Origin of the sequence: Bacillus sp. SLBN-46, from assembly GCF_031453555.1 — a bacterium.
GTDB lineage: Bacteria > Bacillota > Bacilli > Bacillales > Cytobacillaceae > Neobacillus.
Genome location: NZ_JAVIZM010000001.1, coordinates 3835143 through 3853558 on the forward strand (window position 1 = coordinate 3835143; position 18416 = coordinate 3853558).

Sequence of the window (18416 nt, forward strand, 5' to 3'; positions counted from 1 at the left end):
CAATGAAAAATCGTACTGTCCCTTTCATCGTCATTGCCAATCTATACAACTATCTAAAAATTATATGCTAATAAATCCGAATCCGTCAAGCTAATGAATCTTCTTCTTGATGAATTTTTAATTCTGTTGCATCTACTTCATACTCTAATAAATGATCCCAATCATCCGTATTCAACATATCAAGCTGTGCCTCAATCAACATTTTAAAACGAGTACGGAAAACCTTTGATTGTTTCTTTAAATCCTCGATTTCAAGCGCAATTTTTCTAGCTTTAGAAAGGGACTCATTGACAATTCGATCCGCATTTTTTTCAGCCTCTTTAATGATTAGCTTTGCTTCCTTTTGAGCATTGCGCTTAACTTCTTCACCCGCTTCTTGGGCAATAACAATAGACTTGTTTAAGGTTTCTTCTATGTTCACAAAATGGGCAAGACGGTCTTTCATTTCATTTAAGCGTTCTTCCATTTCCTTTTTCTCTCTTAGGACTAATTCATAATCCTTAATGACCTGATCCAGAAATTCATTTACTTCATCTTCGTCATATCCGCGAAACCCTTTATTAAACTCTTTATTATGAATATCTAACGGCGTTAACGGCATTGATGCCACCTCCATACAATCTGTACATCTATATGTATTAGCAAATATTCGACATGTTTTTCGAAATTCCTGCTTTAAAATTGAATTATTTTTGCTTTCCGACAATAATTCGCCATTTATCTTTTTTGGTCTTTCCCTCTATCCTGATAATTTTCGACCTACCATATCCACGGACTGAAATAATATCACCTTCTTCACATTCAAAAGAAGGATTTTCAGTAAGTGTCCAATTCACCTTTACAAGCCCTTGCTGTATAAAGGTTTGCGATTTTTGCCTTGATAGATGATAAATACCAGAAATTACCGTATCCAGTCGCAAAGAAGATACAGTTAGATCATTTTCTTCCCATAACTTATCCGCTGAGATCTGATTGTCGATAGCTGTTTCAACTAATCTTACTCCAGCCTTGCCAATGGATTCAATATTAGTTTGAATATACGAACTTATTTCCTTCGCAGCAAAAAATTGAACCTGGCCATCCTTCACGAGAATGTCTCCAAATTTTCCCCGCTTAAGTCCTAAAGACATAAGTGTCCCCAAGACCTGTCTGTGTTCAAGAGTGACAAACTTGGTTGGATAATGGACCTCAAAAAGGCTTATTTGAAAATCCTCATCCATAACCGTCAAGTAATCTGGGTAGATGAATGCTCTTTTCCGCTCACCTTCAAGACTTCCACCAAAAAGCTGAACCTTCACATCATTATTTTCACCAATTAAAAGCTTCAGAATATGTTGTTCCCTTGGGTCGAGGAAATCGGTCAGCTTAGGGGCGTACTGTGATTCGACCTGGTCTTTCCAATGTACTACTTGGTCAATAAAGTCCCGTTCTTCTGGTCGAAAATGCTGATAAATGTTCATTTATAAAAACACAACCTAGTATCAAAGTTTAAACAAGCCACAGATAAACACTATGTAGCCCTTTGGTAGCAAAGTTTAGCACTAGAAATGCAACGATGGGAGAGATATCCATCATACCAATTGGTGGGATAATTTTCCTAAAGGGTTCAAGATACGGTTCACAAATTCTCGCTAATATTCGTCCTATACTTGTCTCTCTTGCATTTGGAAACCAAGACATTAAGATGTAAATGATTAATGCCCATGAATAGAGTTGAATTATTTGTTGTAAAAGACCAAAAACTACTGCCATTTACCTTACCACCTCGCACTTTGGTTATCTGGGTCCTGTATAAGGTCAGAAATATTCCCTGAAACTTCTACATTATCAGGTGTACATAAAAAAATACTCATGCCAATTTTTTGGATGTCCCCACCAATGGCGTATACAACTCCACTTAGAAAATCAATAATTTGTCGACCCTGTTCATTATCAATCCGCTGTAAATTGACTACAACAGCACGCCTACTTTTTAAATGGTCAGCAATTTCAGTGGACTCAGAGTATGTACGTGGTTCCAATAAAATTACCTTAGAGCCCTTTGTAGGAGTGACCGTTTTTTGAACACTTTGCAGGCTAACCACGTTTTGGGATTTTACATGCTGTTGTTGCTTTTGTTTTTTAGGCTCCTCTTTTTCAACATACTCGTCATCGTTATCATCATATCCGTCATCTAAAAAGAAAAATGTTTTAAGTTTTGATTTAATCGTCATTTTTTTCTCTCCTAACCTTCTTCACCGACAAGTGCTGTTCCTATTCTAACCATTGTTGCTCCCTCTTCAATTGCTATCTGAAAATCATTGGACATTCCCATTGATAGCTCTATACAAGGTGCAAAAGATAAATGTAAAGCTTGTACTTGATCGCGAAGTTCTCTTAGTTTGCGAAAACAATCACGGATGACATGTTCCTCTTTCGTGAATGGGGCCATTGTCATTAGACCTTCGACACTGATATTTTCATATGGACGAAGTGACTCAATAAAAACAATGGCTTCTTCTGAAGTTAGTCCGTGTTTAGAATCTTCTCCAGAAATATTTACCTGAACTAGACATTTTATCTTTTGTTTCGCTCTTTTGTTGATTTCTTCTGCTAGTGATAATCGGTCTAAGGAATGAATATATTCCACTTTATCAATTATGTTTTTTACTTTTCTCTTTTGTAAAGACCCAATAAAATGCCAGCTGGGCTTGTCCTTTATTACTTCCCATTTAGCAAGCAGGCCTTCATCACGATTTTCACCTAGATGTTTCACACCTGCTTCTAGCGCCTCTTGCGCACGTTCGATACTTACATATTTAGTTACTGCAATTAATTTCACATCATCAGGATTCCGGTTTCCTTTTATGCATGCCTCATTTATTTGCTGTTGAATTTGAATTAAATTATCTGCTACTCTCATAAACGATCTGCTGTCTCCTTCCAACCAATAAAGCTTAACATTCTGCCTGTTTTTCCTTGGTCACGGCGGTGAGAGAAAAACTCCTCCTGATTACAACTAGTGCAATACCTCGTAAGAAGAATATTTCTATCCGGAACACCTGATGTCAAAAGGATTTGCCTGTTTACTTCGCGTAAATCTAAGGAAAACTGCCCTTCTGACACTAAATTATAGGGTAAACTTTTCCTGCCATCTAGTGTATTTTCTACTAGCTTAATAATTCGTTCATCTACAATATAACATTTTTCACAAATAGATGGGCCTATTGCAACAAAAATCTGTTCAGGCTTGATCCCTTCTTTGCCCCAAGCTGTAATCATCTCTTTAGCAATTTGGCCAACTGTCCCTTTCCAACCAGCATGAGCGGTACCAATCATCCTCTGTTCAGGAGCAATAAAAAAAAGAGGGACACAGTCAGCAAAGCAAAGAGTTAACAGAATGCCCTCTTCATTTGTATAAAAACCATCCGTGCCTTTAAAGGAATGTTCATAGGAATTGGAGCCCTTACCACGGTCAGCTTTAGAAATCTTCCTAAGAATAATGTCATGTGTTTGTTCTGCACCCACCCAATTGTCTAGAGGGAACTCTAATTGTTCAGCTACTATATGTCTATTTTTGCATACGTCGTTAACATCATCACCCACATGAAAGCCAAGGTTGAGCGATTCGAAATAGCTTCCGCTCGTTCCCCCGAGTTTTGTTGTAATCCCTGCTTTCAGTCCAGGAAATTGCTGAATCCAGCTATCAATTGTTAAATAGGATTGATTTTTTAAAACAAAGGGTTCCATTACAATACCTCAAATGTTTTTCTTTAGTTTACCATGAAAAGAAAAATTGGTCACCGCAAAACCATAAGGTCAAACCTCTGTTTCTTCCGCTATCTTTTCTTCTATTCCTTTATATCGAACCAAAATAACGTCCTGACCAATTTTAATAATATTTCTCCACGGAATAACAATATCTTCATCTTTCCCAAAAAAACCGAGTACCCTTCCACTGCCGGAAATCACAACAGCTTCAATTTTACCGGTCGTTAGATTAATCTCAATATCACCAATATTACCAAGCCTTTTGCCATCTGATACATTTACAACATCTTTTATCTGGAATTCGGAAATCTTGACCACATACACCACTCCCAGTTTTATTACTATAAAGAATATATGTGTACATGGGTGATTTTATTTTAAAAAGTAAAAATAAAGCTGCCCCCTAAGGACAGCTTTAACTTTGAATATTCTTATTCATTTGTCGAATGGCAGCTTTCTCTAAACGTGAAACCTGCGCTTGGGAAATCCCTATCTCATCAGCAACTTCCATTTGCGTTTTTCCTTGAAAAAAGCGCTTTCGTAAAATTAGTTTTTCACGTTCGTTTAAACGGCGCATACCTTCTTTTAAGGCTATTTCTTCAATCCAATGAATATCTTTATTTTTTTCATCGCTTAACTGGTCCATTACATAGATTGGATCGCCGCCATCATTATATATTGGCTCAAACAAGGATACAGGATCTTGAATAGCATCCAAGGCGAATACAATTTCTTCATGTGGGACTTCTAAGACCTTTGCGATTTCTTCTGCAGTTGGTTCACGTGAGGTTTCGCTCATTAATCGTTCCCTAACCTGAAGTGCCTTATAGGCAATGTCTCTTAAGGAACGAGATACACGAATTGGGTTATTATCACGTAAGTACCTTCGTATTTCACCAATAATCATTGGTACGGCATAAGTGGAAAACTTTACATTTTGACCTAAATCAAAGTTATCGATTGATTTCATTAGTCCAATACAGCCAACCTGAAACAAGTCGTCAACAAACTCGCCACGGTTATTAAATCGTTGAATAACACTTAATACGAGCCGTAAGTTTCCGTTAACAAGCTTTTCTCTGGCGCTAATATCGCCCTCTTGCATTTGCTTGAAGAGTATTCTCATTTCTTCGTTCTTTAACACAGGAAGTTTAGATGTATCTACACCGCAAATTTCAACTTTATTTCGAGTCAATCCTTTTCCCTCCTCACAGGAGTTGCTGTACAAAAAACAGTATCTCCTTGAGAAGGAAAAATATGCACATGTCCATGAGCCCGGACATGTGCATATTTGTCGAAAATTGCAATTTAAACAGGAAATTCTAGGGTTTTTTTACTTGAAAAAATTTTATTTCAAACCATTTTATTGAATTCTTTTCTCAATCTTTTAATAATTCTTTTTTCCAATCGTGAGATGTAGGATTGTGAAATCCCTAGCATATCTGCAACATCTTTTTGGGTTTTTTCTTCACCGTTCGTTAGGCCAAAACGCAGCTCCATAATTTGCTTTTCCCTATCAGAAAGCTGATGTAATGCTTTAGTAAGCAATTTTCTATCTACATTCGCTTCTAAATCCTTCGTAATAATGTCTTCATCTGTTCCAAGAACATCAGATAATAATAATTCGTTTCCATCCCAATCAATGTTTAATGGCTCATCAAAGGATACTTCAGACCTGATTTTATTATTTCTACGTAAGTACATGAGTATTTCATTTTCAATACATCTTGAAGCGTATGTAGCAAGTTTAATCTTTTTCTCTGGGTTAAAGGTATTAACCGCTTTAATTAAACCAATCGTTCCGATACTAATTAGGTCTTCGATATTTATACCAGTATTTTCAAATTTCCTTGCGATATAAACAACTAGACGGAGATTCCTTTCAATTAGCATAGATCTGGCTGCCTTATCTCCACCAGGAAGTTTACTTAATAACATTTCTTCTTCATCTTTACTTAAAGGAGGCGGCAATGCTTCGCTTCCGCCAATATAAAAAACTTCATCCGTTTTCAAGCCCAATTTTATTAAGATTTTATACCAGTAGTAGGATAAGCGAAGTCTCCATTTTTTCATGCATGTTCCTCCTTCTAAATTATGTTTTTCTGAGTATAGTAATATTAACTTACTTTCACTGATTCCTCGGACTGTTTTACCCCTGTCAGCATTTTTGGGTGAACAATACACTGAAAAGCATCATCAGGAGATAGCTGCTGTGTGGTAAAAGATACAAGACCTTTCTCACAAGAATATTGCGCACCATTTTGCTCGAATAATATGGAATCGGGTTTAAGTGCAAGAATAAGCTGATGTTCTTGTCCAACTACACTAAAAGGGATAATTCGCATTCGATTTTGCCATTCGGTAGGAAACTCCTCCATACCCATAATCAGTTGTTCAGGATCAAGAGTTATTTTTCTAATTGATTCAGGAAGGGCATCTAGTTGATTTTTGATTGATACAAACATAACTGGAAGCTTAGACAGTGGGTCATACAATTGATTTCCACTATCCACTAATCCCTTACATACTAAGCTGATGTTCTCGATTTTCAACCTTACATTGACTATTTGATCAAATTGTATTTTGGTCATTTCCATACTCTCAACATTCTTCTTTGAGAAATGCCAGGCGATTGGAAAACCTATTAGAACAAAAAGCCAACTTACGGGATCACCAAAACCCTTTACACTCGACATCAGCACCTTCGTAGTTAATTCAGAATCATATTGAATAAAATAATGGGCTCCTGTTAAGGCCCCACCAATTAAAAACGTAGAAACATAAAGAGTCATTAATGCCTTAAGGAAAAATTTCATTCGCTTGTATCCAAATGCGATTAACACCATAAAAACGGAACAAATCAATTTGGAAATTGGATGCCCTGAATAGACATTTAAAGGTGTAAACGCCAATAAAATAATCAACGAACCAATAAATCCTCCTGCAAGTATCCTCCAGAGATGTATTCTTCGTTTCAGAAATATAGCAGTTAAGTAAAGGAGAAGACTGTCAAAGAACAAATTAAGAGCCCAAATTACATCTAAATAAACAGTCAACAAAGCTTCCTCCTTTATCAGCTATCAAAAGGTGAGTAATCTATCTGTTTACGAAAAAGTATAACGTACTTGTATGGCTGAAGTGTGTCACTTTCTGTAATCAAAAAAACAGAAATTTCCACTATTCCCTACGGATTTTGTCACATTATAAGCGTGATTACCTTAACAAAAAAAGCATGGTCCGAGTTTGGACCATGCTTTTAATAGTTTTTTATAGTTCTTCCGCTTCAGATTATCTTCTACGGTTACGGTTTCTTAGGAATGTCGGAATATCTAATGTTTCCTCTTGGGCTACATTCGTATTACGGGCTGGTTCTTGTGGAGCTTCTTCACGTTTGTGCTCTCTCTTAACAGTTCCTACAGCAGGTTTAGCTTGTCCAAAGGATGGACGTGTTACTTTTGGTTGTGAACCTTCTTCGTTAAAACCAGTGGCAATGACAGTTACAATAATCTCATCTTTCAAGTTTTCATTAATTACTGAACCGAAAATCATATTCACTTCTTGGTCAGATGCTGTTGCAACAATATCAGCAGCCTCTTGTACCTCATAAAGACTTAAGTTGGTTCCACCAGTTATATTCATTAGAACGCCCTGAGCCCCATCAATAGAGGTTTCTAATAAAGGTGAGCTGATTGCTTTCTTTGCTGCCTCTGCTGCACGGTTTTCTCCTGCAGAGACACCAATTCCCATTAAGGCAGAACCTTTATTTGACATAATCGTTTTTACGTCAGCGAAGTCTAAATTGATTAATCCAGGAACAGCGATCAAATCAGAAATACCTTGAACCCCTTGACGAAGAACATTGTCTGCCTCGCGGAAAGCTTCAAGCATTGGAGTACTTTTATCAACAATTTCAAGAAGACGGTCATTTGGAATGACGATTAATGTATCAACCGCTTCTTTCATTGAACCAATTCCACCAGAAGCCTGGTTTGAACGTTTTTTTCCTTCAAAAGTAAATGGACGTGTAACAACACCGACTGTTAACGCACCAAGGTCACGAGCGATTTGAGCAATAACTGGTGCTGCACCAGTACCTGTACCGCCACCCATACCAGCAGTAACAAACACCATATCAGCACCTCTAAGTGCTTCTTCTAATTGTTCCTTACTTTCTTCTGCGGCCTTTTTACCAACCTCTGGATTAGCACCTGCTCCAAGACCACGAGTCAACTTCGCACCAATCTGCATTTTGACTTCAGCTTTGGAAAGGTTTAAGGCTTGTGCATCAGTGTTTACTGCGATAAATTCAACACCTTGAACGCCATGCTCAATCATTCGGTTTACCGCGTTATTTCCACCGCCGCCAACTCCGATAACTTTTATTGTTGCAAGAGAATCTAAATTTGTATCAAATTCTAACATGACAAATCCTCCTAATTCGCCGATTATCTTTTTCGAAGATGTTTATTCGAAAAAGTAACCAAGGAATTTTTTTACTTTTGATGACATCTTTTCTTCCGGATGTTTTTCTACTTTTGCTTTAGGTTGATGTTGTTGTTTTGGTGCTCTTTTTTCGGTTGGTTCAGCTACCACAGATGTACCCGTACCACCAATATTTCCACCTGGTAATCTACCATTCTTGTAAGCATATTTTATTAAACCAACTGCCGTTGTATATTGAGGTTCTCTTACACCAATATAGTCTGGTACCGCAAGGCGAACAGGATTTTGGAACATATCCTGTGCAAGGTCCAATACCCCTTGCATTTTTGCTGTTCCACCTGTTAAAACAAAACCACCTGGTAAATCTGTTACGCCTAGACGCTTCAGTTCATTAACAATCAATTCAAAAATTTCTTCCATTCTTGCTTCAATAATTTCAGATAAATAGAGCTGGTTAAATTGTTGATGTTGATCACTGCCAATAATAGGAACACTGAAAAACTCATCTTCAGATGCAATATCATAGAAGGCATGTCCGTATTTAACCTTAATTTTCTCAGCATCCTCTGTTGAGGTGTGCAAAACTTTTGAAAGGTCGTTCGTTAATAAATCTCCGCCAACAGGAATAACACTTGTCGCCTTTAAAAATCCTTCTTCGAACACTGCAATTGTAGTAGAACCGCCACCAATATCGATGAGGGCAACCCCTAGATTTTTTTCATCCTTGGATAAAGCATAATCTCCTGCAGCTAACGGCTGGAGAATAATGTCTACTATCTCTAGGCCTGCTCGTTCTACACAGCGTAATGTATTTATGATGATAGATTTAGATCCAGTAATAAGTGTACCATCCATTTCTAGACGAACACCAATCATCCCACGTGGATCGTTAATTTCATCTTTACCATCTAAAATAAATTGTTTTCGAATTACACCAATGTTCTCTCTTTCAGGTGGAATGGATCCCACATGTGATGCTTCAATAACCCGAATGACATCTTCATTCGTAATTTCTCGGTTTTGGCTGGATACAGCGACAATCCCATGACAGTGCTGAAGCATTACATTATGACCTGATATTCCGACTACCACTTCTCTAATCTCCATGCCAATCATTCTTTCTGCTTGTTCAATCGCCCGCTTAATAGAATGAACGGTATCGTCCATGTCGACAATCGATCCCTTACGTAATCCTTCAGATTTCACATTGCCAACACCAATTATATTTAACGAGTCTTTGCCCGAGTCATTGACCATTTCACCAATGATAACTTTTACACTGGATGTACCGATGTCAAGACTTACGTATATTTCATTGCTGTTCATTCTTTGGCACCTCCTTTTAATCTCCTTGGGTAGAACAACAATTCATTTTTGTTCATTAATAGATTCTCATAGTAATATCTTATAAAATTATTCGTCACAACTACATATTTCCCTTTAAAAAAGTTCAATTTTTTTCTATTTTTTCTTTGTTTGTTGACCATTTTGTCAATAATATTCGTCTTATGACGGCGATATTTTGAAACAACCTGACACCAAACGCAAAAACTGCTGCTAAATACAAGTCTACACCAAGATGAACACCGAGAAAAGCTAAACTTGCTGCAAGCATTATATTAAAAAAGAACCCAGATACAAACACCTTTTCATCATAAATATTTTGCAAATAAGCCCTTATTCCCCCAAAAAGTGTATCGAAGGCAGCTAATACAGCAATTGATAAATAATTTGAATATTCTTCAGGAATACTTATTTCTGTTAACAGTCCAAGGAAGATCCCAATCACAAGTCCTACTAACGGAAGCCACATTAGGAACCGCCTCCTTCCTTTATCGGTTCCATATGCCTAATCCTAATTGGATTCTCATAAGCAGGAACAGTAATATTCGGACTAGGTGAAGAAACATTGAGTCTCAAGCTTTCAGCAAAGAATTCATCTCTAGCCTTTGATACCTTCATTTGGTTTGATAATTTTTCGGCATTGTTCATCGAATCTACACCCACCTTAACCTCAACCGGCAGGGTCCTGATCGTATGACCATCAATCTTTGTTTCCCTATTTATATCCCTAATAACCGTGGTATTTATAATTCGTTGACCATCAATGGAAACATATTTTGCCTCGTACATATTTAGTTCATTCAATAGTCTTTTAAGCAATTCAGGGGAAACAACTGTTGTTGCCACAGGTGTACCTAGCTGTACATCCTCGATGACCGGCTCAATATGTAAGGTTATTCCCGGACCTGAAACCTCTGTCAAGCCTGCCTCCGTCTTTAGCTCCTGAAGTGTATCACGTAATGCCTGCTCCTTACTCTGTTTCCGCTTAGATTCATAGGCTGATAGTTTATCTTCATTTGAGCGGATTTCACTTAATAAGTTAGACTGTAGCTCTTTTTCTTTGAGCAATGCCTCACGGAGCTGCCAAACATCTCTTGTATCACGTTCTTCAGGCTTCTTCACAGTTTGAAATTGAATAGCGATCATAAAACCAACCACTGCAGCAATTAACGTAAAACTAAAATTTTTTGGCTTGTCCACTTTTTTCACCTAACCTTTTAAATTAATCCTCATGTGGACACATTTTAATCCTCAACTTAACTTCCTAATATTGGGTTCAACACGATTTCATCTTCTTTTTCCAAGGAAAAAACCAAATTATCGTTTACTAGTTGGTCTTTTACTCCGCCCGTCAGGTTTATTGATGAAGTTAAAACTTCTGGGTCACCAATTGCTGTAATGACAAATGGCGCGGGGTGTGGGACTCCATCAACAGTAATGACCGGTCCATTGCAAACAATATACGAATGACTTGTTAACCTCTGTCCATTAATAGCAACCGCCGCTGCCCCGGAAATATATAATTCATTAATAACCTTAAAAACATGGTGTTCATGAACAAGATAATTGTTCACATTATCTTCCTTCGGATCATAGGCGCCATCCGTCAAAGTAATTTTAACGCCTTTTCCTTTTACCTTGACTTTCCCGAGGTACATCCTGTATTTTTCTGCATCTTCTGCTAGGTTTAAAAATACTTGTGCTTCTTTAGCAAGATCCTTCTCGTTTTTTAATACCTTGTCCTGTTTTTGGTTTAGTTCCTTTTGAAGCTTGCGATTTGTCTCCTCCTGGGCAATCAATTGATTTCTTAATCCAAGAGTTTTTTCATATTGTTTGCCTGACAAACTAGGCTTTTCTTTTTGATTCTCCAGTTGGGTCAAATGATAAGAAAAGGCAATCATAAACCCCAAAACTAAGCAGACAAGGGACAAGATTACGTGTTTACCCCTTACCTTAATTTTCTTCAACTTCTTTTTCCTCCACTTCTGGTTCAAAAGCCTTAAAATAAGAGCCTACTTCTAAATCAATTATCCCTTTTTTATTAGGATCTAATTGGCTAATGATTGAGGGATAATGTATCATTTTTTCCGAAAAACTTCTGAGAGTTGCACTTACCTCAAAGCCGTCATTCATAAACAAGGAAATGTGATACTGGTCTGTTTTTTTCGGAGAATAATGAATTTCAGAAATGGAGTTTAAAATTTCACTAGGGAGATTTTCTAACTCTTTTACCATTTCGTTTAGGGCTGCCCCTTCTTTGAATTCGAAAAGAATTGGAGAATTAACTGGGATTTTTTCCTCATTTCTATCTTTCAAAATCTTACCATTTTCCATAACTGGATAATAGTTTGATTCCTGTTTAAGATACGCTATTCTTTTATGTTCTCTAACTTGAATTTGAACTGTGTTTGGCCATTGAATCTTAATATCTGTCCCCTTTATTTCGGATAAGCCCTGTAATCTCGAAGAAACCTCACTCTTCTTGACTTTCCATATATTCGTAGTCTTAGTAATACCACTTTTACTAATAATTTCAGAGTCAGAATAAACTTCATTGCCTTCTATCCTAATTGTCTTTACATGGCTTAATGGGGATTGTGTATAAGCGATAATTACTATCATTGTAAAAAACAAAAATAGTAGGAGTACCAGCCTTTTGTTTGCTTTTCGCCGTCTTTGCTCCTTTAACTTAGGAATACGATCCTCTAGAGCAACAATTTTACCTTTTTCCATTCACAATTCCTCCAAATTGAAAAGCCTTAGCTTGGGGGCGCTGGTTGCCCTACACTATAAAGCCCATAAAGCATGTCTATAAGTTCGGCTACGTTCTCTACAGAAAGTGAAACAACGGCACGAAAACTCATGCCGTCATTCATTTTCTTCCTAGTTTCCACCTGTAATATTATCAGTAATTATAACACAATATTTGTCATTAGTAAGAGATTTCTTACAATAAATACAAGGATTATTTACGTCCGACTATTTCAACCTCTGTTTCTATTTTTACTCCATAGAGGTTAAAAATCGTATCCTTAATATGCTGAATTAAAGCTAAGACGTCTGCGGCAGTAGCGTTCCCTGCATTTACTATAAAGTTACCGTGCATTTCAGAAATTTTTGCTCCACCCATGCTAAATCCCTTTAGACCAGCCGTTTCAATAAGTTTCCCTGCATAGTTAGGAAGTGGATTACGGAAAATACTACCCGCACAAGGGAAATTCCATGGTTGTGTTTCTTTTCGATAATCCTTGTTTTTTTGCATTTGTGCCACAATGGCCGCCCTATCGCCTGCTGCAAGATCAAAAACAGCCTCAACCACAATACCTGGCCGTTTGTTCTGTAATACAGAGGTCCTGTAGGAAAACTTCATTTCCTCATTTGACAGCCATTCCATAGACCCATTTTCAAATAAAACATGAGCCTTAGTTAGGATCTTACTAATGTCTGATCCATGTGCACCAGCGTTCATATAAACTGCTCCACCAACTGATCCGGGTATACCACTAGCAAACTCGAGTCCTGCTAAACCTTTTTTACTGATAAGTGTTGCTAAACTTACAAGCGAATGACCACCACCGACAGTAATTGTTGTCCCGTCAATCTCTAAGTGGTCTAGTCCAGAGCTTAGTTTGATTACGACTCCTTCAATCCCTTTATCAGATACAAGAAGATTAGATCCACGACCAATCGCTCGCCAATTTAATCCATGCTTATTAATAACAGACATTACTTTTTTTAAATTTTCAACTGACGAAGGTTCAATAAAAAGGTCTGCAGGACCTCCAATTTTCATTGTGGTATGATTGGCTAGGAGTTCATTTTCCTTCACCTTCCCAATATTTAGCGTCTGTAATTCTTTTATTATTTCTTCCATTTTTACCACCTAACTTTCCAAGATGCTAATAGTTCAGTTTATGCAATTAAGTAAATTGGGCTACTTTTGATTCGTTTCCACAAGTTCTTTCATTAATGAGTATAGCTTGCTTGCTGAATCCGGTACCCCCATTTTTTTAGCTTTTGCTTTCATTTCAGTTAAATTTTCATTATCTAATAGTATACGGTCAATGTGTGTTACGAGGCTTTTACTTGTCAAATCTTTTTCTAACAATAATTCTGCCGCCCCATGATCACTTAAGGATCTAGCATTCTTTTCTTGATGATTGTTTGTGACATATGGACTTGGAATTAGAATACTTGGAATTCCAAGGGAGGTTAATTCCGCTATTGTTGTTGCTCCCGCTCTCGAGACAACTAAATCTATACCTGCAAGGACTTCCGGCATGTTATGAATAAAAGGTTTGATCACCACATTCTTGGGATTTCCAACTAACTCTACTTCCTTTTTTACATCCTCAAAATGGGCATCTCCCGTTACATAAAGAACTTGATACATTTTTTCTGCAAACTCAGGCAAGGCTTTAACTACTGCTTCATTTATTGGACGGGCACCTCGGCTTCCACCAAAAATTAATACAGCAGGCTTTGTCGTGCTAAGACCAACAGAGAGTCGGCCTCGTATTCCATCCTGACCCACGACCTCTGACGCTCGAGGGTTTCCAGTAAAAGCAATCTTTTTCTGAGGGAAATAATCCTTTGCCTCTTCAAAACAGATTGCTATTTTGTTTACATATCTGCTTAAAAATTTATTTGTCAGACCAGGCACGCTATTTTGTTCATGAATAATCGTGGGTATATGAAGTTTAGCCGCAGCATAAACGACTGGGCCGCACACGTAACCTCCTGTACCGATTACAATGTCAGGCTTAAATGCTCTTAATATTTTTTTACTATCTTGCACACCTTTTAAGAATCTATAAACTGTTTTTACATTTTCGAAAGACAGTTTACGTTTAAAACCAGTTATATGAATCGATTGGAATGCTATATTTTCTCTTGGAACAATTTTACTTTCTAAACCATTAGTTGTACCTATGTATAGAAATTCAGCGTTTTTGTTTTCTTTTTGAATTTCTCTAATTAGTGCGAGAGCCGGATATATATGACCGCCAGTTCCTCCACCGCTTACTGCTATTCTCATCTTTTCCACCTCATTAACTATTTAACACCTAATCGCATACCTATATTACTATAAAAATTGAAGAAAGAAAGCAAATGATAAAAGATTGTTAAGTAAATGTAAAGAAGGTCCTTGATAAAATGCTTTTTTAAACCAGTCCGTTGATTTCCGCTCCAGGCGCTTCGCTTTCCGTGGGCGTTTCGGCGAGCCTCCTCGGCGCTTGCGCCTGCGGGGTCTCCCCTGACCCGCACTCCCACAGGAGTCTTCGCACCTTCCGCTACAATCAACTAAGCATTTCATCAATATGCTTTATCATAGTCAAATAAAAAGAACCCTGCTACTGAACAGGGTGTCATTTTCAATATCTTGAATAACGGCTAATATTAAGGAGAACACCGATTGCCATTAACATTAATGTTAACGAGGAGCCTCCATAGCTTAAAAATGGTAATGTAATCCCTGTGACTGGCATTAGTCCCGTTACAACACCAATATTAATCATTACTTGAATGGCGACCATCGCGATGATTCCAACAGCTAGGAAGCTTCCATACAAGTCTGGAGCACCAAGCGCAATTCGAATGCCCCGCCAAAGCAAGAGGGAAAAAAGTAATAAAATAAACGAACCACCTATAAAACCTAATTCCTCTGAAAGAATAGCAAAAATAAAATCGGTTTGCGGCTCGGGTAAGTAAAAAAACTTTTGCCGGCTTTCTCCAAGTCCAAGGCCAAAAAGCCCCCCTGGACCAATTGCGTATAGTGATTGAATAATTTGAAATCCACTTCCTAAAGGATCGGACCAAGGATCCAAGAAAGAGGTAATCCTCTTTATTCTGTATGGTGCTGAAGCAATTAATCCAACAAATCCAGCAACACCTAATAACCCCAAGAAAGCAAAATGACTAATGCGGGCCCCTGCAATAAAAATCATTACGATACAAGTCCCCATCATGACAGTTCCCGTTCCTAAATCGGGTTGAAGCATAATCATCGCAAAGGCTACAAATGCAAGACCTAAAGAAGGGACAAGCCCCTTCTTAAAGGAGGTAATCAGCTTTTGTCGCTCAGACAAATATTTTGCTAAAAAAGCAATCATCGCTAGTTTCATAAATTCAGACGGCTGAATGGAGAAAGCCCCTACTCCAATCCAGCTCCTAGATCCATTACGTACATTCCCTATTCCAGGAATTAATACCAACACTAATAATACAAAACAAACGATTAAAATGGTTTTAGACCATGTTCTCCACGTCCAGTAATTAATGTTCATGATAAAAAACATGGCAACAATTCCGACTCCGGCAAATAGCGTCTGCCTTTTGGCAAAGAAAAAGGAATCGTCAAATTTATATTCAGCCCATATCGCACTTGCGCTGTAAACCATGATTAGCCCTATTGCCAGCAGAGTGAAAGTTACAATCATTAAAATAAAATCAGGAGTTGTTCTCTTTGTCGGCACCACTATACACCTCAACTACGAGTTTTAGGGCTTAGCAGCACCACATGTGAGACTCAAAAGTGGTACAAGCCCTTACTTAAGCTTATGCACCGCTTCGATAAAAATGTCTCCCCTGACTTCAAAAGTTTTATATTGATCCCAGCTAGCACATGCTGGGGAAAGCAATATAACATCACCTGATTCAGAGTATCGATAAGCTTCAGGCACTGCCTTGTCAACATTATCGACACGCTTCATTGTTTTTATTCCCGCCTCGTTACCGACACGTTCCAACTTAGGTGCCGTTTGTCCAAAAGTAATCATTGCTTTCACATTTTTCAAATATGGAAGGAGCTCGTCAAATTCATTACCACGATCAAGTCCGCCGGCAAGGAGAATAACAGGAGCCTCAAAAGCAGCAAGTGCATTCACTGTTGCTAAAATATTGGTAGCCTTTGAATCATTATAAAATTTCCTTCCACTTACTTCCCCAACGTATTGCAGACGATGTTTGACACCCGTAAACGTTCGAAGTACTTCTTGAATAGCCTTATTATCCACACCCGATAGTTTAGCAGCTGCCATAGCAGATAAGATGTTTTCAAGATTATGTACTCCAGGTAACGCAATTTCTTCTATTTCCATTACCTTTTCACCATTAAAAACGATCCAGCCTTCGTCAATATATGCTCCATTCGTCAGCTTCTTTTTAGTGGAAAAAGGAATGATGCTGGCTTTTGAGTGACGGGCAATTTCCATCGTATCTTCTTGGTCCGCATTTATTATTAGGTATTCCAGCTCAGTTTGGTTTTTTGTGATATTAGCCTTTGCTTCAATATACTCTTTCCTAGTCCCATGATAGTCTAAATGGGCATCATAAAGGTTGGTAATGATGGCGATTTTCGGATTAAATGTATCAATCCCCATTAATTGAAAGGATGATAATTCAATGACAATGGTATTTTCATGGGTTGCTGCTTGAGCAACACCAGAGGCCACTGTTCCGATATTTCCAGCGATTAACGGTGCTTTATTTCCGACATTTAACATTTCATAAACCAAAGTTGTTGTTGTTGTTTTTCCGTTTGTTCCAGTGATACCGACAAATGGTGCTTCTGAAATTTGGTAAGCCAGTTCCACCTCAGTAATAACTGGTATTCCCTTTTCTAGCGCGCCTTCAATCATTGGATTGTAATAAGGGATACCAGGGTTTTTTACAATAAGCTCGAACCCTTCATCAAGAAGTTCAATCGGGTGATCCCCACAAATCACTTTAATCCCCTGTTCTAACAACCCTTGTGCCTCAGGATTTTCTGATAGTGGTTTTTTATCATTAACTGTTACAAACGCACCTAGCTTATGAAGTAGGGCAGCGGCAGTTACACCGCTTTTAGCCAAACCAAGTACAAGTATTTTTTTATGACGATAAGATTCAATCTGCTTCAATTACAACCACACCTCTATATAGATTCCAAGTACTGCGAAAATTAGTCCAACACTCCAAAAGGTAACAACTACTCTCCATTCTGACCAACCCACTAATTCATAATGGTGATGTAGGGGACTCATTCGGAAAATTCGCTTACCCGTTGTTTTAAACGAGATGACCTGTAGAATGACCGAAAGTGTTTCGATGACAAAGACGCCCCCGATGATAATTAACAAGATTTCAAGCTTAGTCAAAATGGCTATTGCAGCAATGGCACCACCAAGTGCAAGTGAGCCCGTGTCCCCCATGAATACCTTAGCGGGATGTGCGTTAAATACCAGAAAGCCCAGTACAGCCCCCACTACTGCCACTGAAAACACTGCAATTTCAAAATTATTTTGATTCCATGCTAATACAGCAAATGCACCAAATGCAATAGCCGCGGTGCCTGACACCAAGCCGTCTAGTCCATCTGTCAGGTTAACTGCGTTGGAGAAACCAACAAGCCAAAAAATAATGAGTAAAACATAAGTCCATCCTAAATCAAAGGAATAATCGCCAAATGGGAGTTTGATTTCAGTTGACTGTCCTGTATGTTTGAATATTAGGTAGAAAACAACAGAAATAATAATTTGGCCTAATAGTTTTTGCTTTGAAGTCAATCCTAAATTCCGTTTTAATACCACTTTAATAAAATCATCTAAAAATCCTAGCAGGCCAAAGCCAAAGGTAACAAATAGTAATAAAAATGTTGTAATAGAGATTTGATCAGAAAATTTCCCTATCATTACTAGCGTTGTAATAATAATAGAAAATAAAATCATGACACCGCCCATTGTAGGCGTACCGGATTTTTTTTGGTGTGATTTAGGACCTTCTTCCCTAATGCTTTGTCCAAATTTCAACCTTCGTAAGAAGGGAATAAAAATCGGAGAAAGTAAAACCGAAATTAAAAATCCCATAACAATTGTGAAGAAAATAACTTGCTCCTTCAT

Annotated in this window: 21 protein-coding genes and 1 other annotated feature (1 of these 22 only partly in view); all 21 genes read right to left on the bottom strand. The window is 37.9% G+C overall.

Features of this window, described 5'->3' with window-relative positions; translation table 11 throughout:
- Window positions 1–37 (bottom strand) — a binding site (T-box leader); it reaches 202 nt to the left of the window's first position.
- A 48-nt stretch (window positions 38–85) separates the two neighbouring features.
- A complete protein-coding gene (locus QFZ87_RS19470) occupies window positions 86–601 on the bottom strand; it encodes a DivIVA domain-containing protein (protein ID WP_309865159.1) in 516 nt (171 codons plus the stop codon).
- A gap of 85 nt (window positions 602–686) precedes the next feature.
- Window positions 687–1460 carry a YlmH family RNA-binding protein gene (locus QFZ87_RS19475; protein WP_309865161.1) on the bottom strand — a complete coding sequence of 258 codons (774 nt, stop codon included), beginning with the start codon at window positions 1458–1460 and terminating at the stop codon, window positions 687–689.
- Window positions 1461–1488: 28 nt separating this feature from the next.
- Window positions 1489–1752, bottom strand: a complete 264-nt coding sequence (locus QFZ87_RS19480; RefSeq protein WP_308080244.1) for a YggT family protein — start codon at window positions 1750–1752, stop codon at window positions 1489–1491.
- A gap of 5 nt (window positions 1753–1757) precedes the next feature.
- Window positions 1758–2213, bottom strand: coding sequence for a cell division protein SepF (locus QFZ87_RS19485; protein WP_309865164.1), 456 nt, complete (start codon window positions 2211–2213; stop codon window positions 1758–1760).
- An 11-nt stretch (window positions 2214–2224) separates the two neighbouring features.
- On the bottom strand, window positions 2225–2902 hold the full coding sequence (locus QFZ87_RS19490; RefSeq protein WP_309865167.1) for a YggS family pyridoxal phosphate-dependent enzyme: 678 nt from the start codon (window positions 2900–2902) through the stop codon (window positions 2225–2227).
- The gene (pgeF, locus tag QFZ87_RS19495; protein WP_309865170.1) at window positions 2899–3729 is read right to left on the bottom strand and encodes a peptidoglycan editing factor PgeF; all 831 of its coding nucleotides are present in this window, start codon (window positions 3727–3729) and stop codon (window positions 2899–2901) included. The genes QFZ87_RS19490 and pgeF overlap by 4 nt, the downstream gene beginning before the upstream one ends.
- A 69-nt stretch (window positions 3730–3798) precedes the next feature.
- Window positions 3799–4068, bottom strand: coding sequence for a YlmC/YmxH family sporulation protein (locus QFZ87_RS19500; protein ID WP_309865172.1), 270 nt, complete (start codon window positions 4066–4068; stop codon window positions 3799–3801).
- Window positions 4069–4165: 97 nt separating this feature from the next.
- Window positions 4166–4945: an RNA polymerase sporulation sigma factor SigG gene (gene sigG, locus QFZ87_RS19505; protein WP_040204876.1), complete on the bottom strand. Its 780-nt coding sequence runs from the start codon at window positions 4943–4945 to the stop codon at window positions 4166–4168.
- 158 nt (window positions 4946–5103) lie between these two features.
- Window positions 5104–5823 carry an RNA polymerase sporulation sigma factor SigE gene (gene sigE, locus QFZ87_RS19510; RefSeq protein ID WP_309865176.1) on the bottom strand — a complete coding sequence of 240 codons (720 nt, stop codon included), beginning with the start codon at window positions 5821–5823 and terminating at the stop codon, window positions 5104–5106.
- A 44-nt stretch (window positions 5824–5867) separates the two neighbouring features.
- Window positions 5868–6806, bottom strand: a complete 939-nt coding sequence (gene spoIIGA / locus QFZ87_RS19515) for a sigma-E processing peptidase SpoIIGA (RefSeq protein WP_309865179.1) — start codon at window positions 6804–6806, stop codon at window positions 5868–5870.
- A gap of 232 nt (window positions 6807–7038) precedes the next feature.
- The gene (ftsZ, locus tag QFZ87_RS19520; protein ID WP_309865181.1) at window positions 7039–8172 is read right to left on the bottom strand and encodes a cell division protein FtsZ; all 1134 of its coding nucleotides are present in this window, start codon (window positions 8170–8172) and stop codon (window positions 7039–7041) included.
- A 42-nt stretch (window positions 8173–8214) separates the two neighbouring features.
- The gene (gene ftsA, locus QFZ87_RS19525) at window positions 8215–9519 is read right to left on the bottom strand and encodes a cell division protein FtsA (RefSeq protein ID WP_309865184.1); all 1305 of its coding nucleotides are present in this window, start codon (window positions 9517–9519) and stop codon (window positions 8215–8217) included.
- Window positions 9520–9643: 124 nt separating this feature from the next.
- A complete protein-coding gene (locus QFZ87_RS19530; RefSeq protein ID WP_309865187.1) occupies window positions 9644–10006 on the bottom strand; it encodes a small basic family protein in 363 nt (120 codons plus the stop codon).
- The gene (locus QFZ87_RS19535; protein WP_309865189.1) at window positions 10006–10737 is read right to left on the bottom strand and encodes a DUF881 domain-containing protein; all 732 of its coding nucleotides are present in this window, start codon (window positions 10735–10737) and stop codon (window positions 10006–10008) included. Before QFZ87_RS19535 ends, QFZ87_RS19530 begins: the two co-directional genes overlap by 1 nt.
- Window positions 10738–10793: 56 nt before the next feature.
- On the bottom strand, window positions 10794–11504 hold the full coding sequence (locus QFZ87_RS19540) for a DUF881 domain-containing protein (protein WP_309865192.1): 711 nt from the start codon (window positions 11502–11504) through the stop codon (window positions 10794–10796).
- Window positions 11491–12270, bottom strand: a complete 780-nt coding sequence (locus tag QFZ87_RS19545) for a cell division protein FtsQ/DivIB (RefSeq protein WP_309865195.1) — start codon at window positions 12268–12270, stop codon at window positions 11491–11493. Before QFZ87_RS19545 ends, QFZ87_RS19540 begins: the two co-directional genes overlap by 14 nt.
- 232 nt (window positions 12271–12502) lie before the next feature.
- A complete protein-coding gene (gene murB, locus QFZ87_RS19550; RefSeq protein ID WP_309865197.1) occupies window positions 12503–13411 on the bottom strand; it encodes a UDP-N-acetylmuramate dehydrogenase in 909 nt (302 codons plus the stop codon).
- A gap of 60 nt (window positions 13412–13471) precedes the next feature.
- Window positions 13472–14575, bottom strand: a complete 1104-nt coding sequence (gene murG / locus QFZ87_RS19555; protein ID WP_309865198.1) for an undecaprenyldiphospho-muramoylpentapeptide beta-N-acetylglucosaminyltransferase — start codon at window positions 14573–14575, stop codon at window positions 13472–13474.
- Window positions 14576–14912: 337 nt separating this feature from the next.
- A complete protein-coding gene (spoVE, locus tag QFZ87_RS19560; protein WP_309865201.1) occupies window positions 14913–16013 on the bottom strand; it encodes a stage V sporulation protein E in 1101 nt (366 codons plus the stop codon).
- Window positions 16014–16085: 72 nt separating this feature from the next.
- Window positions 16086–17438, bottom strand: a complete 1353-nt coding sequence (gene murD / locus QFZ87_RS19565; RefSeq protein ID WP_309865203.1) for a UDP-N-acetylmuramoyl-L-alanine--D-glutamate ligase — start codon at window positions 17436–17438, stop codon at window positions 16086–16088.
- Entirely contained in the window at window positions 17439–18416 is a 978-nt protein-coding gene (mraY, locus tag QFZ87_RS19570) for a phospho-N-acetylmuramoyl-pentapeptide-transferase (RefSeq protein ID WP_308080260.1), read from the bottom strand.

Coding starts and splice junctions, on each gene's coding strand:
- QFZ87_RS19470 (WP_309865159.1), bottom strand. CDS start 601: ATGCCGTTAACGCCGTTAGATATTCATAATAAAGAGTTTAATAAAGGG.
- QFZ87_RS19475 (WP_309865161.1), bottom strand. CDS start 1,460: ATGAACATTTATCAGCATTTTCGACCAGAAGAACGGGACTTTATTGAC.
- QFZ87_RS19480 (WP_308080244.1), bottom strand. CDS start 1,752: ATGGCAGTAGTTTTTGGTCTTTTACAACAAATAATTCAACTCTATTCA.
- QFZ87_RS19485 (WP_309865164.1), bottom strand. CDS start 2,213: ATGACGATTAAATCAAAACTTAAAACATTTTTCTTTTTAGATGACGGA.
- QFZ87_RS19490 (WP_309865167.1), bottom strand. CDS start 2,902: ATGAGAGTAGCAGATAATTTAATTCAAATTCAACAGCAAATAAATGAG.
- pgeF (WP_309865170.1), bottom strand. CDS start 3,729: ATGGAACCCTTTGTTTTAAAAAATCAATCCTATTTAACAATTGATAGC.
- sigE (WP_309865176.1), bottom strand. CDS start 5,823: ATGAAAAAATGGAGACTTCGCTTATCCTACTACTGGTATAAAATCTTA.
- ftsZ (WP_309865181.1), bottom strand. CDS start 8,172: ATGTTAGAATTTGATACAAATTTAGATTCTCTTGCAACAATAAAAGTT.
- ftsA (WP_309865184.1), bottom strand. CDS start 9,519: ATGAACAGCAATGAAATATACGTAAGTCTTGACATCGGTACATCCAGT.
- QFZ87_RS19530 (WP_309865187.1), bottom strand. CDS start 10,006: ATGTGGCTTCCGTTAGTAGGACTTGTGATTGGGATCTTCCTTGGACTG.
- QFZ87_RS19545 (WP_309865195.1), bottom strand. CDS start 12,270: ATGGAAAAAGGTAAAATTGTTGCTCTAGAGGATCGTATTCCTAAGTTA.
- murB (WP_309865197.1), bottom strand. CDS start 13,411: ATGGAAGAAATAATAAAAGAATTACAGACGCTAAATATTGGGAAGGTG.
- murG (WP_309865198.1), bottom strand. CDS start 14,575: ATGAGAATAGCAGTAAGCGGTGGAGGAACTGGCGGTCATATATATCCG.
- mraY (WP_308080260.1), bottom strand. CDS start 18,416: ATGAAGGAGCAAGTTATTTTCTTCACAATTGTTATGGGATTTTTAATT.